The organism is Dellaglioa sp. CoH-56-MRSF-10, from assembly GCF_056782175.1.
The window spans coordinates 264188-277498 of sequence record NZ_JBXAYF010000003.1; the positions used below are offsets into that span (position 1 = coordinate 264188).

The following is a 13311-nucleotide window of genomic DNA, read 5'->3' on the forward strand; positions in this document are numbered from 1 at the left end:
TTTCCCTCCCTCTATATAATATTAGTCATCATGACGTAATGATAAATCAAGCGCAGCTAATTTAGCTTTAACTTCTTCCAATGATTTACGGCCCAAGTTACGGACTTTCATCATGTCAGCTTCGGATTTATTCGTTAATTCTTGAACCGTGTTGATTCCAGCACGTTTCAAACAATTGTATGAACGAACTGATAAATCAAGTTCTTCAATCGTCATTTCGAGCATTTTTTCTTTATGTGTTTCTTCTTTTTCAACCATAATTTCAGCATTTTTAGCTTCATCGGTTAAATCAACAAATAAAGTCAAATGCTCAGTTAAAATTTTAGCCGACAAACTAATGGCTTCGCTTGGTGTAATTGAACCATTAGTCCAAACATCAAGTGTCAATTTGTCATAATCATCTTTTTGACCAACACGTGTTTTTTCTACTTGGTAGTTCACACGTTCGATTGGGGTATAAATGGAGTCAATTGGTAATACGCCAATTGGCATATCTTCCGCTTTGTTTTGATCAGCAGATACGTATCCACGACCATTGCTAGCGTTCATGCGAACATGAAAAGATGCACCTTCTGCGACTGTACAAATGTACAAGTCGGGATTTAATACTTCAACATCACTGTTTACAATGATGTCACCGGCAGTAACCTCTGCGGGACCTTTCACATCAATTTCGATGGATTGGTCTTCATCAGCAGCTAACTTCAAAGCAACTTTCTTAATATTCAAGATAATTTGAGTAACATCTTCCAATACGCCTTCAATAGTTGAAAACTCATGTAAAACACCATCAATTTGAATATTAGTAATAGATGCGCCTGGTAAGGAAGATAATAGAATCCGACGAAGTGAATTACCTAATGTCGTACCATAACCGCGTTCAAGTGGTTCTACAACAAATTTACCATAGTTAGGACTTTCATCTATCTTATGAATATTTGGTTTTTCAAATTCAATCATTCTTATCTTTACCCCTTTCAAAACGTAACGTGTAATCTAGTGAAAACATTATGAAGTTCAACTCCGTAATGAATATTAATCCACGTTAAACACGACGGCGTTTTGGAGGACGACATCCATTATGAGGCACTGGAGTAACATCGCGAATTGCTGTTACTTCAAGACCAGTAGTTTGTAAAGCACGGATTGCGGCTTCACGGCCAGAACCAGGTCCTTTAACTGCTACTTCAACAGTCTTCATACCATTTTCCATTGAGCCTTTAGCTGCAGCTTCTGCTGCCATTTGTGCTGCGAATGGTGTAGATTTACGACTACCTCTAAAACCTAATGCACCAGCTGATGACCATGCAACAGCGTTACCGTTAACATCAGTAATCATAACAAGTGTATTGTTAAAAGTAGAATGAATATGTGCAACACCGGCTTCAATATGTTTTTTAACACGGCGTTTGCGAGAAACTTTCTTAGTTGCCATAAATAGTATTACCTCCTTAATCTAGTAATTATTTCTTGCGGCCTGCAATTGATGTAGCTGGGCCTTTACGTGTACGAGCGTTGTTTTTCGTGTTTTGTCCACGAACTGGTAAACCACGACGATGACGCATGCCTCGGTACGTTCCAATTTCTTGGAGACGTTTAATGTTTAAACTGATTTCGCGACGTAAGTCACCTTCAATTTTAAATTGATCAACAACTTTACGGATTGCATCCTCTTGGTCAGTTGTTAAATCACGAGTTCTAATATCTTCTGATACTTCTGCTTCTACCAAGATCTTAGCAGCAGTTGTATTACCGATTCCATAAATGTAAGTTAATGCTACCACGATTCTTTTATCACGTGGAATATCAATACCTGCAATACGAGCCATAACAATTACACCTCCTAATTTTTATTATCCTTGACGTTGTTTATGTTTTGGATTTGCGCTACAAATGATCATAACTCGACCTTTGCGCTTGATAACTTTACAATGTTCACACATTGGTTTTACTGATGGTCTTACTTTCATTGAATTATACCTCCTAAAAGTTTTTGAAGTACAATCTATTTAAAGCGATAAGTAATACGACCCTTACTTAAATCGTAAGGAGACATTTCAACCGTCACTTTATCACCAGGTAAAATACGAATATAATTCTTACGAATTTTACCAGAGACATGAGCTAAAATTTCATGATCATTTTCAAGTACAACTCGAAAAGTCGCATTGGGTAACGTTTCACGGACCGTACCCTCAATCTCAATTACTTCTTCTTTCGCCACGTAAATGTACCTCCTTAAAATCGTGTTTTAACTTTACATGTAAAAATGGCGAGAATTAGACACTCTCACCCGTTCTTATCAGGATATTATTACAAATATCCTCCTGAAAAGATAAACCGGAATTATTCTATCATACCGCTATCTCAGATGCAAGTTAGCCACTCCGGCACAATTACTTTGCAGCGGAATACTCAGATTACTTGAGATTGTTTAAAATCGTTTCAATATCTGCAAATACATCTTCAATATCGCGGTTACCATCTACTGTATACAATAGATGACGTTGTTCGTAAAAATCTAATAACGGTGTATTCATTTTGATGTTAACTTCTAAACGATTTTTAACCGTTTCAAGTTTGTCATCTTCACGTTGATAAAATTCATGTTGCCCACAGCGATCACATGTTCCTTCAACCTTTGTGGGGTTGAAGATTTTGTGATATGTAGCTCCACAATTACGACAAATGTAACGACCAGTTAAACGTTCGATTAGAGATTCAGGATCAACATGAATGTCAATGACTGCGTTAAGAGGTTTTCCAAGGTCCTTACCGATTTCGTCCAAGGCAACAGCTTGTGCCATATTTCTTGGAAACCCATCAAGCATGTAGCCATCTTGAATATCATCTTCAGCTAATCGTTCTTTGACAATGCCATTTGTGACTTCATCAGGAACAAGGTCACCACGATCGATATACTTTTTAGCTTCAAGTCCCATTGGTGTTTCATTTTTCATTGCTGCACGGAAGATGTCTCCCGTAGAGATATGAGCGATGTGGAAAGCGTCGACAATCTTTTCAGCTTGTGTTCCCTTACCTGCACCAGGTAAACCCATTAACATCAGGTTCATTTTAGTCATGAATATCCTCCTAATATGAGAAATGGTTAGGCATCAGCCTAACCTAATTCTCAGTTTAAAATTTGTTTTTTATCGATTATCTAATGAATCCGACGTACTTACGTTTCATCATCATACCCTCTAATTGACGAATAGTTTCAAGAGCAACCCCAACGACAATCAACAGACTAGTACCACCCAAACCAACTGATTCATCTAATCCGAACAAACTTGATGCTAATAATGGAATTAAAGCAACAAATCCTAAGAATAATGAACCAACAGTACTTAAACGCATTAATAATTTTGAAACATATTTTTCTGTTGCTTTACCAGGCCAAACACTTGGAATATAACTTCCTTGTTTTTGTAAATTCTCTGAGAGTTTCTCAGGATTTACCTGTACGAAAGCGTAGAAGAATGTGAACAAGACAATCAATACGGTATATAGGATGGCTCCGTATGTTGTTTGCATGTTGAAAACTTGACTTAATACTTTATACCAAGTCGTGTCCCCTTGTGAGCTTTGGAATGCCAAAAGCACAGTTTGGGGTGTTGCAATGAACGAACTCGCAAAAATAACGGGGATAACACCCGCAACGTTTACCTTAAGTGGCAGATATGAACTATCTGTCGCACCAGCAACACGTCTTGTGTATTGAATTGGAATCTTATAGTTAGCTTGTTGAACATATGTTACAAAAGTTACGATTGCAAAAATAATAACGAGCAAGATAACTATGAACAAGATGCCCCCCCAAAGATCACCTTTATCAGCTTGGAAAATTTGTTCATTGAAAATCTGTTTAATACCACCTGGAATACGAGAAACGATACCTGCCATGATTAACATGGAAACACCATTCCCAATACCACGTTCAGTAATCATATCACCTAACCAAGTCGTAAACATTGTTCCGGCTGTTAAAATAACGCCCAAAACAACATATGTTTGCGTACTTGGATTGTTAACCAAACCTAAACTACTTAATGAGTCTAACCCTGCGGTGATACCTACAGATTGAACAAATGCTAAGACAATTGTTAGGTAACGTGTAGCTTGATTCAATTTACGACGACCAACTTCACCTTGCTTACTCCATTCTACAAAACGAGGAACAATGTCCATTTGTAGTAATTGAATAACAATTTGAGCTGTAATGTAGGGTGAAACCCCCATTGCGAAAATTGAGTAATTAGTTAATCCACCACCACTAAAAGTGTTAAGAAGACTAACTAAGTTACTACTTGTTGCACTAGCAATTGCAGCATGGTTAATTCCAGGAACTGTTATAAAAGTACCTAAGCGAAAGACAATTAAAACGCATAAAGTGAAAAAAATCTTTTGACGGATTTCTTTCACAGCTAATGCATTTTTCATCACTTTAAGCATTAGATCACCTCTGTTTGACCACCGGCAGCTTCAATAGCTTCTTTAGCAGCAGCTGAGAATTTACCTGCTTTAACAGATAATTTCTTGTTAAGTTCGCCGGAAGCTAAAATTTTAATTCCTGATTTTTCGTTCTTAACAATACCTGATTCAACAAGTAATGCTGGTGTTACTTCAGCACCGTTTTCGAATTTGTTTAAGCTATCTAAATTGACAACTGCATATTCTTTACGGTTGAAGTTATTAAATCCACGTTTTGGCATACGACGGAATAAAGGCATTTGTCCACCTTCAAAACCTAAACGTACTTTACTACGGGCTTTTTGGCCTTTTTGACCACGTCCAGAAGTTTTACCATTACCTGAAGATGTTCCACGTCCGACACGGTTACGTACTGAGCGAGAACCTTCACTTGGTTTTAATTCATGTAATTTCATAGGGTTGGCACCTCCTTATTTTAAACTGCAAACAAGATGTTGATGTTATTTAACTTCTTCAACGTCCACTAAATGAGAAATCTTGGCGATAACGCCTCGTGTTACTGCGTCATTAGGACGAATAACAGAGCTGCTAATACGGTGTAAACCGAAAGCTTTAACGATTTCGCGTTGATTTTGAGGACGTCCGATGACACTGCGTTTTAATGTAATTTTTAAATCTGTCATGTTTTAGTCCTCCTAGTCAGCTAAGTGTTGAATAGAAACGCCACGTAATGCAGCAACTTCTTCAGCACTCTTCATTTTCTTTAAACCATCCATTGTTGCGCGAACAACGTTGATTGGTGTATTTGAGCCTAATGATTTACTTGTTACATCTGCTACTCCAGCAAGTTCCATAACGGCACGAACTGAACCACCAGCGGCAACTCCAGAACCTTCAACAGCTGGTTTAAGCATAATGCGTCCACCACTGTATTGACCGAGAACTTCGTGAGGAAGTGTCGTACCGACCATAGGTACTTCAATCAAGTTCTTTTTAGCATCTTCAACTGCTTTACGGATTGCTTCAGGAACTTCTTGAGCTTTACCTGTACCGAAGCCTACATGACCATTGTGATCACCGACAATAACTAATGCAGCAAAACGTAGACGACGTCCACCTTTTACAACTTTAGTAACACGGTTAATCGCAACAACACGATCTTCTAAATCTAAATGAGTTGGATCAATGAAAGTCATAAACTATTTCCTCCCTTTCTTAGAATTCTAATCCATTTTCACGAGCTGCTTCAGCTAAAGCAGCAACGCGTCCATGGTATAAGTATCCGCCACGATCAAAAACAACAGCTTTGATACCTTTGTCATTAGCACGTTTAGCAACTAATGCGCCAACAGCAGTAGCTTTTGCTACTTTACTGTCGCCAGTTACTTCACTATCAATTGTTGAGGCACTTGCTAGCGTTACACCCGCTACGTCATCAATTACTTGAGCGTAGATGTGGTTATTAGAACGGAATACGTTTAAGCGTGGGCACTCTGCAGTTCCAGAAATCTTGCCACGAACACGTAAATGACGTTTTGAACGTGTTTTATTTCTATCTGGTTTTGTAATCACAATTTTCACCTCTTGATTTTATTCAAAAACAAAGTAAGCAATGCTAAGCAGCATTATTTACCTGTTTTACCTTCTTTACGACGAACATATTCGCCAACGTAACGAATTCCTTTACCTTTATAAGGTTCTGGAGGACGAACGGCACGAATTTCTGCGGCAAGATCGCCAACTTCTTGTTTACTGATACCTGAAATAATAATACTTGTATTTGCAGGAACTTCAACAGTTAAGTTTTCGCGTTCTTCAAAATCCACTGGATGTGAATAACCAACATTTAATACTAATTTTTTCCCTTGTAATTGTGCACGATAACCAACACCAATCAACTCAAGTTCTTTTTTGAAACCTTCTGTAACACCAAGAACCATGTTGTTTACGTTGGCACGCATTGTACCATGTAAGGCACGAGTGCTTTTATCGTCACTTTCACGAGTAAATTTAACTGAAAGACCTTCAACATGCATTGTAATAGCACTAGAGAACTTACGAGTTAATTCACCTTTGGGGCCTTTTACTGTAACCATTTGACCTTCTTGTGTAACTTCTACACCAGCAGGAAGAACGATTTCTTTATAACCTATACGACTCACGCGAGTGACACCTCCTTACGAATTAATTGATTACCAGATGTATGCTAAGACTTCGCCACCAATTTGTTTGGCGCGTGCATCTTTATCTGTCATCACACCTTCTGATGTTGAGATAACTGCGATTCCTAAACCATTTAATACTTTAGGAACTGCATCAGCTTGAACGTACGTACGTAATCCTGGTTTTGAGATACGTTTAATACCAGAGATTACACGTTCGTTGTCTTTTCCAAATTTTAAAAATACACGGATAATACCTTGTTTGTCATCATCGATGTATTCGATATCACGTACGAAACCTTCATTTTTAAGGATTTCAGCGATATCACGTTTGATTTTTGAAGCAGGCACTTCTAAAGACTCATGCCGTACCATGTTTGCATTACGGATACGAGTTAAAAAGTCTGCGATCGGATCAGTCATGACCATTGAGTTTACCCTCCTTTAACTTGTCTTTTAGATTTACCAGCTAGCTTTTTTCATACCAGGAATTTGGCCTTTGTGAGCAAGGTCACGAAGACAAATACGGCATAATTTAAATTTACGATAAACAGAATGTGGGCGACCACAACGTTCGCAACGTGTATAAGCTTGTGTAGAGAATTTTGCTGGACGTTTGTTCTTTGCAATTAATGATTTTTTAGCCAAAGCTTTGTAACCTCCTTATTATTTAGAAAACGGCATACCTAATTGTGTGAGTAATTCTTTTGATTCCTCATCAGTATTAGCAGTTGTAACAATAACGATATCCATTCCACGAACTTTATCCACATCATCAAAATCGATTTCTGGGAAAATTAATTGTTCGCGAACACCTAAAGTATAGTTACCACGGCCATCAAAGGCTTTTTTGCTAACGCCACGGAAATCACGCACACGAGGTAATGAAACTGAAACTAATTTATCTAAGAAATCGTACATGCGTTCGCCACGTAAAGTAACTTTAGCACCGATTGGCATACCTTCACGTAAACGGAAGCCAGCAATTGATTTTTTAGCTTTTGTAACCAAAGGTTTTTGACCAGCGATTAAAGCTAATTCTTCAACAGCTTTATCTAAATTTTTAGCATTAGTAACAGCATCACCAACACCCATGTTGATAACAATTTTATCAACTTGAGGTGTTTGCATAATTGATGTGTAGTTAAATTTTTCCATCATAGATGGTGTAATTTCATTAGTGAACTTTTCTTTTAAACGGTTAGTCATGAAGAAAGTGTCCTCCTTTCAGTAGGTCTATTTAACAGTTTCACCTGATTTTTTAGAAACTCTAACTTTCTTGCCGTCTACAACTTTGAAGCCAACACGAGTTGGTTCGTTTGTAGATGGGTCGATAAGCATCACGTTTGAAACGTGAATTGGTGCTTCTATATCCACGATGCCACCTTGTGGATTCGAGTTACTAGGTTTTTGATGTTTTTTTGCAATATTCATGCCTTCAACAATCACACGGTCATCTTTAAGGAAAACTTTAGTAACAGTACCTTGTTTACCTTTATCTTTACCTGCAATTAATTGAACTTTATCACCAGTTTTGACGAACATTTAGCGCACCTCCTTGTTTTCCGATGGATTTCTTATAATACTTCGGGTGCTAAAGAAACAATCTTCATGAAATTGTTATCACGTAATTCACGTGCAACAGGTCCAAAGATACGTGTACCTTTAGGGCTTTTATCATCTTGGATGATAACGGCAGCATTTTCATCAAATTTGATGTATGAACCGTCAGCGCGATGAGCACCTGATTTTGTACGTACGATTACAGCTTTAACAACTTCACCTTTTTTGACAACACCACCTGGTGTTGCATGTTTAACAGTAGCAACAATAACGTCACCGATATTAGCAGTTTTACGCTTTGATCCACCTAAAACTTTAATAGTTAAGATTTCTTTTGCGCCTGAATTGTCGGCAATTTTTAAACGACTTTCTGTTTGTATCACAGTAAGTGTCCTCCTTTCGATAGCAAATTAGAAATACGAATGGCAATTATGCTTAAGCAATAACTGCTTTTTCAACGATATCTAATAAACGGAATCTCTTAGTTGCTGACAACGGACGAGTTTCCATAATTTGAACGATATCGCCGATTTTTGCTTCGTTATTTTCATCATGTGCATAGAATTTTTTAGAATAAGTCACACGTTTACCGTAGGTTTTGTGTGTCTTGTATGTTTCGATAAGAACACTAATCGTTTTATCCATTTTGTCGGATACAACGCGTCCTTGATAGACTTTACGTTGGTTACGAGTTTCACTCATGCGTAAATGGCCTCCCTTTCGTAATCTACTTGTTTAATTCTTGTTGGCGTAATGCCGTTTTAATACGAGCAATTGTTTTACGTACTTCACTTAAGCGTGCGGTATTTTCTAATTGACCGGTAGCTAATTGGAAGCGTAAGTTAAACAATTCATCTTTAAATTCTTGTTCTTTGGTAATCATTTCAGCAGTGGTTAATTCATTAATTTCCTTAGCCTTCATGTGATTCGCCACCTACTTCCTCACGTTTTACAATTTTAGTTCTCACTGGAAGTTTGTTTGATGCTAAGCGTAAAGCTTCGCGAGCAACTTCTTCGGGAACACCGGCAACTTCAAACATGATCTTTCCACGTTTAACTGGAGCTACCCATCCTTCAGGAGCACCTTTACCAGAACCCATTCGAACACCAATTGCTTTTGCAGTATATGATTTATGAGGGAAAATTTTAATCCATACTTTCCCACCACGTTTCATATGACGGTTAATAGCGACACGAGAAGCTTCGATTTGACGGTTAGTGATCCATGATGATTCAAGAGCCTGTAAACCGAATTCTCCAAAAGCGACTTCTTTGCCACCTTTAGCTTCCCCACGCATTTTACCACGGAATTCACGACGGAATTTTGTACGTTTAGGTACTAACATAGGTTATTTCCCTCCTTTCACAGCGTTTTTCTTAGCTGGTAAGATTTCACCACGGTAGATCCAGACTTTAACGCCTAATTTACCGTAAGTAGTCATTGCTTCAACCCAAGCGTAGTCAATATCTGCTCTTAAGGTATGTAATGGAACTGTACCATCTGAGTAGCTTTCAACACGAGACATATCAGCTCCGTTAAGACGGCCAGCAACTTGAACTTTGATACCTTTAGCACCAGAGCGCATTGTACGTTGCATAGCTTGTTTAACAGCACGACGGAATGCGACACGGTTTTCTAATTGTTCCGCAACGTTTTCGCCGACTAATTGAGCATCTAAATCAGGACGTTTGATTTCAACAATGTTGATATGCACACGTTTACCTGTTAAATCATTTAATTCTTTACGAAGTTTTTCAACTTCAGCTCCACCTTTACCGATAACCATACCAGGTTTAGCAGTATGGATTGAAACGTTAACACGTTTTGCAGCGCGTTCGATTTCAACGATAGAGACAGAAGCGTCGGTTAATTTTTCTTGAATGTATTTACGGATGTGTAAATCTTCATGAAGGTAGTTTGCAAAATCTTTTTCTGCATACCATTTTGAATCCCAATCACGAATGATACCTACACGTAATCCCGTTGGATTTATTTTTTGACCCACGCGTTATCCCTCCTTATTTTGTAGTTTCAGATACAACTACTGTAATGTGACTCGTACGTTTGTTAATTGGTGAAGCTGATCCTTTAGCACGAGGACGGAAACGTTTTAAAGTTGGTCCTTCGTTAGCAAAAATATCAGTAATAACTAAGTTTTCACCATCTAAATCAAAATTATTTTCTGCATTAGCTACAGCAGAAAGTAAAACTTTTTCAATGATTGGGCTTCCGGCTCTGGGAGTAAATCTCAAAATACCGATAGCTTCAGCAACACTTTTACCTCTGATAAGATCGATTACCAAGCGAGCTTTACGCGCTGGAATACGAACAGTTTTGGCGGTTGCTTTTGCTGATGTTACTTGTTCAGCCATGTGTATAACCTCCTTTATTTAACTGTAGTTTTCTTATCGTCAGATCCGTGACCACGGAAAGTACGTGTTGGAACAAATTCACCCAACTTATGACCAACCATATCTTCTTGCATAAAAACTGGAACGTGTTTACGTCCATCATATACAGCGATAGTTAGACCAATGAAGTTAGGGAAGATTGTTGAACGACGTGACCATGTTTTGATAACTGTTTTCTTTTCTTGATCAGTTTGTGCTTCGACCTTTTTCATCAAATGTTCATCGACGAATGGTCCTTTTTTTAGACTACGACTCAATGTGAATCCTCCTTCCGGAATATAGCTTAAGCAACAAGTAAATTATTTCTTGTTGCGTCCACGTACGATAAATTTGTCTGATTGGTTTTTCTTTGAACGTGTTTTGTAACCCATCGTCTTTTGACCCCAAGGAGACATAGGTGATGGACGACCAATTGGAGCTTTACCTTCACCACCACCATGAGGATGATCGTTAGGATTCATAACTGATCCACGAACTGTAGGACGTTTACCAGCCCAACGAGCACGACCAGCTTTACCAATTTTGATTAATTCATGTTGTTCGTTACCAACAGCACCGATAGATGCGCGACATGTTGATAAGATCATGCGAACTTCGCCTGATGTCAAACGAACAAGGACGTATTTACCTTCTTTACCAAGTAATTGTGCAGAAGCACCGGCTGAACGAGCAAGTTGTCCACCCTTACCTGGTTTTAATTCGACATTATGAATAATTGTACCAACTGGGATATCTTGAAGAGCTAATGCGTTACCAACCTTGATATCTGCTTCTTTACCAGATTGAACCATCATGCCAACTTCTAATCCTTTAGGAGCAATGATGTATGATTTGATACCATCAGTATATTGTAATAATGCAATATTAGCTGAACGGTTTGGATCATATTCAATTGCTTTAACAGTTGCTGTTACATTGTCTTTAACACGCTTGAAATCGATCAAACGGTATTGACGTTTATGACCACCACCACGGTGACGAACAGTAATGCGACCATAGTTATTACGGCCGGCAGTTCTGCTTTTTGATTCTAGTAATGATTTTTCAGGAGTTGATTTAGTAATTTCTGAGAAATCAGAACCAGTCATATTACGACGACCGTTAGTGGTTGGTTTGAATTTTTTAATTCCCACGTTGTTTTCCTCCTAGTTTACAAAATTTTAGATTATTCTTCGAATAATTGGATTTCTTTTGAGTCGGCAGTTAAAGTAACAATTGCTTTACGGCGTTTTTTAGTATAACCAGCATAGCGACCTTGACGTTTTAACTTACCTTTAACATTCATGATATTTACTTTTACAACTTTAACGCCAAAAATATCTTCAATAGCTTTTTTGACTTCAATTTTAGTTGCACGAGTATCAACGTCGAATGTGTAAACTTTGTTAGCCATTCTATCCATTGCTGCTTCGGTGATGACTGGGCGTAAGATAATATCTCTTGATTCCATTATGAAAGAGCCTCCTCTACTTGAGAAAGAGCTGCTTGAGTCATGACTAATTTATCATTGTTGATAACGTCAAGAACGTTAACACCTTTAGCTTCTACTACTGTAACATTTTGTAAGTTACGAGCTGCTAAAGCAACGAAATCATTGCCAGGTTCAAGAACTATTAATACTTTTTTGTTGATATCTAAGTTACTTAAAACTTCTTTGAAAGTTTTTGTCTTTGGTTGTTCGAAGCTAAGTGCATCGACCATAACCACGCTGTTATCCAATACTTTTTGTGAAAGTACTGATTTAAGAGCTAAACGGCGAACTTTTTTAGGTAATTTGTAACTGTATGAACGAGGAGTAGGGCCAAATACGACACCACCACCACGCCATTGTGGGCTACGGATAGATCCTTGACGAGCACGACCTGTACCTTTTTGGCGCCATGGTTTTCTACCACCACCTGAAACTGCACTTTTGTTTTTAACTGAATGAGTTCCTTGACGTAATGATGCACGTTGCATGATTACGGCGTCAAAAATGACATTGTCGTTAGGTTCGATTCCAAAAATAGCGTCGTTTAATTCAACTTCACCATTTTTAGTACCATCTTGTTTTAATAATGCGACTGTTGGCATTTTGAAATTCCTCCTTCCTGTTATTTAGCGTCTTTTGTGACGTTTTTAATTGTAACTAATGTTTTGTTTGCGCCTGGTACGTTACCTTTAATCAAGATAACATTACTATCAACGTCAACACGAATAATTTCCAAGTTTTGGACAGTTACGCGTTTGCCACCCATGCGACCTGGTAATCTCTTACCTTTGAATACACGGTTAATAACGGCACCCATTGAACCAGGACGACGATGATAACGAGAACCATGAGTCATAGGACCTCGTGATTGTCCCCAACGTTTGATATTTCCTTGGAAACCATGTCCCTTAGACGTACCCGTAACGTTAACGATATCGCCAGCTGAGAATGTATCAACTTTAATTTCGTCACCTACGTTATATTCTCCAAGCTCAACATCGTTAATTTCACGAACGAAGCGCTTAGGAGTAGTATTTGCTTTTGCTGCATGACCTTTAGCAGGTTTGTTTGTTAATACTTCGCGCATGTCTTGGTAACCTAATTGAATTGCTTCGTAACCATCGTTTTCAATTGTTTTCAATTGTAAAACAACGTTTGGCGTAGATTCAATCACTGTAACTGGTACCAATTCACCATTTTCAGTAAAAACTTGTGTCATACCTACTTTTTTTCCTAAGATTCCTTTTGTAGTCATGAGTACACCTCCAA

General features: G+C 38.2%; 27 protein-coding genes. All 27 read right to left on the minus strand.

What is annotated here, in order from left to right:
- Positions 1 to 21: 21 nt before the first annotated feature.
- The 27 genes from AC1RP4_RS04945 to rplC all read right to left on the minus strand — a co-directional run bounded on the left by AC1RP4_RS04945 (position 22) and on the right by rplC (position 13297).
- Positions 22 to 960 carry a DNA-directed RNA polymerase subunit alpha gene (locus tag AC1RP4_RS04945; protein ID WP_409022032.1) on the minus strand — a complete coding sequence of 313 codons (939 nt, stop codon included), beginning with the start codon at positions 958 to 960 and terminating at the stop codon, positions 22 to 24.
- Between the two features lie 85 nt (positions 961 to 1045).
- Complete coding sequence (gene rpsK, locus AC1RP4_RS04950) at positions 1046 to 1435, minus strand: 30S ribosomal protein S11 (protein WP_057974619.1); 390 nt, start codon at positions 1433 to 1435, stop codon at positions 1046 to 1048.
- A gap of 28 nt (positions 1436 to 1463) precedes the next feature.
- Positions 1464 to 1829 carry a 30S ribosomal protein S13 gene (rpsM, locus tag AC1RP4_RS04955; RefSeq protein WP_057974620.1) on the minus strand — a complete coding sequence of 122 codons (366 nt, stop codon included), beginning with the start codon at positions 1827 to 1829 and terminating at the stop codon, positions 1464 to 1466.
- Positions 1830 to 1853: 24 nt separating this feature from the next.
- On the minus strand, positions 1854 to 1970 hold the full coding sequence (gene rpmJ, locus AC1RP4_RS04960; RefSeq protein WP_057756760.1) for a 50S ribosomal protein L36: 117 nt from the start codon (positions 1968 to 1970) through the stop codon (positions 1854 to 1856).
- A gap of 35 nt (positions 1971 to 2005) precedes the next feature.
- Positions 2006 to 2224, minus strand: coding sequence for a translation initiation factor IF-1 (gene infA / locus AC1RP4_RS04965; protein WP_057974621.1), 219 nt, complete (start codon positions 2222 to 2224; stop codon positions 2006 to 2008).
- 196 nt (positions 2225 to 2420) lie between these two features.
- Positions 2421 to 3083: an adenylate kinase gene (locus AC1RP4_RS04970; protein ID WP_481761614.1), complete on the minus strand. Its 663-nt coding sequence runs from the start codon at positions 3081 to 3083 to the stop codon at positions 2421 to 2423.
- 76 nt (positions 3084 to 3159) lie between these two features.
- The gene (secY, locus tag AC1RP4_RS04975) at positions 3160 to 4455 is read right to left on the minus strand and encodes a preprotein translocase subunit SecY (RefSeq protein WP_409022030.1); all 1296 of its coding nucleotides are present in this window, start codon (positions 4453 to 4455) and stop codon (positions 3160 to 3162) included.
- On the minus strand, positions 4455 to 4889 hold the full coding sequence (rplO, locus tag AC1RP4_RS04980) for a 50S ribosomal protein L15 (protein WP_409022029.1): 435 nt from the start codon (positions 4887 to 4889) through the stop codon (positions 4455 to 4457). Before rplO ends, secY begins: the two co-directional genes overlap by 1 nt.
- A gap of 45 nt (positions 4890 to 4934) precedes the next feature.
- Positions 4935 to 5117: a 50S ribosomal protein L30 gene (gene rpmD / locus AC1RP4_RS04985; protein WP_057974624.1), complete on the minus strand. Its 183-nt coding sequence runs from the start codon at positions 5115 to 5117 to the stop codon at positions 4935 to 4937.
- A gap of 12 nt (positions 5118 to 5129) precedes the next feature.
- The gene (gene rpsE / locus AC1RP4_RS04990; RefSeq protein ID WP_409022028.1) at positions 5130 to 5630 is read right to left on the minus strand and encodes a 30S ribosomal protein S5; all 501 of its coding nucleotides are present in this window, start codon (positions 5628 to 5630) and stop codon (positions 5130 to 5132) included.
- A 19-nt stretch (positions 5631 to 5649) separates the two neighbouring features.
- Positions 5650 to 6006: a 50S ribosomal protein L18 gene (gene rplR, locus AC1RP4_RS04995; protein ID WP_462298812.1), complete on the minus strand. Its 357-nt coding sequence runs from the start codon at positions 6004 to 6006 to the stop codon at positions 5650 to 5652.
- Between the two features lie 53 nt (positions 6007 to 6059).
- A complete protein-coding gene (gene rplF / locus AC1RP4_RS05000) occupies positions 6060 to 6596 on the minus strand; it encodes a 50S ribosomal protein L6 (RefSeq protein WP_481761615.1) in 537 nt (178 codons plus the stop codon).
- Positions 6597 to 6626: 30 nt separating this feature from the next.
- Positions 6627 to 7025: a 30S ribosomal protein S8 gene (rpsH, locus tag AC1RP4_RS05005; RefSeq protein WP_057974628.1), complete on the minus strand. Its 399-nt coding sequence runs from the start codon at positions 7023 to 7025 to the stop codon at positions 6627 to 6629.
- A gap of 33 nt (positions 7026 to 7058) precedes the next feature.
- On the minus strand, positions 7059 to 7244 hold the full coding sequence (locus AC1RP4_RS05010; protein ID WP_057974629.1) for a type Z 30S ribosomal protein S14: 186 nt from the start codon (positions 7242 to 7244) through the stop codon (positions 7059 to 7061).
- Positions 7245 to 7262: 18 nt separating this feature from the next.
- Positions 7263 to 7805 carry a 50S ribosomal protein L5 gene (gene rplE / locus AC1RP4_RS05015; protein ID WP_409022025.1) on the minus strand — a complete coding sequence of 181 codons (543 nt, stop codon included), beginning with the start codon at positions 7803 to 7805 and terminating at the stop codon, positions 7263 to 7265.
- Between the two features lie 27 nt (positions 7806 to 7832).
- Positions 7833 to 8141 carry a 50S ribosomal protein L24 gene (gene rplX, locus AC1RP4_RS05020; protein WP_409022024.1) on the minus strand — a complete coding sequence of 103 codons (309 nt, stop codon included), beginning with the start codon at positions 8139 to 8141 and terminating at the stop codon, positions 7833 to 7835.
- A gap of 32 nt (positions 8142 to 8173) precedes the next feature.
- Positions 8174 to 8542: a 50S ribosomal protein L14 gene (gene rplN, locus AC1RP4_RS05025; RefSeq protein WP_409022023.1), complete on the minus strand. Its 369-nt coding sequence runs from the start codon at positions 8540 to 8542 to the stop codon at positions 8174 to 8176.
- Positions 8543 to 8594: 52 nt separating this feature from the next.
- Positions 8595 to 8861, minus strand: coding sequence for a 30S ribosomal protein S17 (rpsQ, locus tag AC1RP4_RS05030; RefSeq protein WP_057974633.1), 267 nt, complete (start codon positions 8859 to 8861; stop codon positions 8595 to 8597).
- A 25-nt stretch (positions 8862 to 8886) separates the two neighbouring features.
- Positions 8887 to 9081 carry a 50S ribosomal protein L29 gene (gene rpmC, locus AC1RP4_RS05035; RefSeq protein WP_057974634.1) on the minus strand — a complete coding sequence of 65 codons (195 nt, stop codon included), beginning with the start codon at positions 9079 to 9081 and terminating at the stop codon, positions 8887 to 8889.
- On the minus strand, positions 9071 to 9505 hold the full coding sequence (rplP, locus tag AC1RP4_RS05040) for a 50S ribosomal protein L16 (RefSeq protein WP_057974635.1): 435 nt from the start codon (positions 9503 to 9505) through the stop codon (positions 9071 to 9073). Before rplP ends, rpmC begins: the two co-directional genes overlap by 11 nt.
- Positions 9506 to 9508: 3 nt before the next feature.
- Entirely contained in the window at positions 9509 to 10165 is a 657-nt protein-coding gene (rpsC, locus tag AC1RP4_RS05045) for a 30S ribosomal protein S3 (RefSeq protein WP_057974636.1), read from the minus strand.
- 13 nt (positions 10166 to 10178) lie between these two features.
- Positions 10179 to 10532: a 50S ribosomal protein L22 gene (gene rplV / locus AC1RP4_RS05050; RefSeq protein ID WP_409022022.1), complete on the minus strand. Its 354-nt coding sequence runs from the start codon at positions 10530 to 10532 to the stop codon at positions 10179 to 10181.
- A gap of 14 nt (positions 10533 to 10546) precedes the next feature.
- Positions 10547 to 10828 carry a 30S ribosomal protein S19 gene (gene rpsS, locus AC1RP4_RS05055; RefSeq protein ID WP_057974638.1) on the minus strand — a complete coding sequence of 94 codons (282 nt, stop codon included), beginning with the start codon at positions 10826 to 10828 and terminating at the stop codon, positions 10547 to 10549.
- A gap of 42 nt (positions 10829 to 10870) precedes the next feature.
- Positions 10871 to 11704, minus strand: coding sequence for a 50S ribosomal protein L2 (gene rplB, locus AC1RP4_RS05060; protein WP_409022021.1), 834 nt, complete (start codon positions 11702 to 11704; stop codon positions 10871 to 10873).
- Between the two features lie 32 nt (positions 11705 to 11736).
- The gene (gene rplW, locus AC1RP4_RS05065) at positions 11737 to 12021 is read right to left on the minus strand and encodes a 50S ribosomal protein L23 (protein ID WP_409022020.1); all 285 of its coding nucleotides are present in this window, start codon (positions 12019 to 12021) and stop codon (positions 11737 to 11739) included.
- Positions 12021 to 12644 carry a 50S ribosomal protein L4 gene (rplD, locus tag AC1RP4_RS05070; RefSeq protein WP_409022019.1) on the minus strand — a complete coding sequence of 208 codons (624 nt, stop codon included), beginning with the start codon at positions 12642 to 12644 and terminating at the stop codon, positions 12021 to 12023. Before rplD ends, rplW begins: the two co-directional genes overlap by 1 nt.
- 20 nt (positions 12645 to 12664) lie before the next feature.
- Entirely contained in the window at positions 12665 to 13297 is a 633-nt protein-coding gene (gene rplC, locus AC1RP4_RS05075) for a 50S ribosomal protein L3 (RefSeq protein WP_481761616.1), read from the minus strand.
- Between the last annotated feature and the right edge of the window lie 14 nt (positions 13298 to 13311).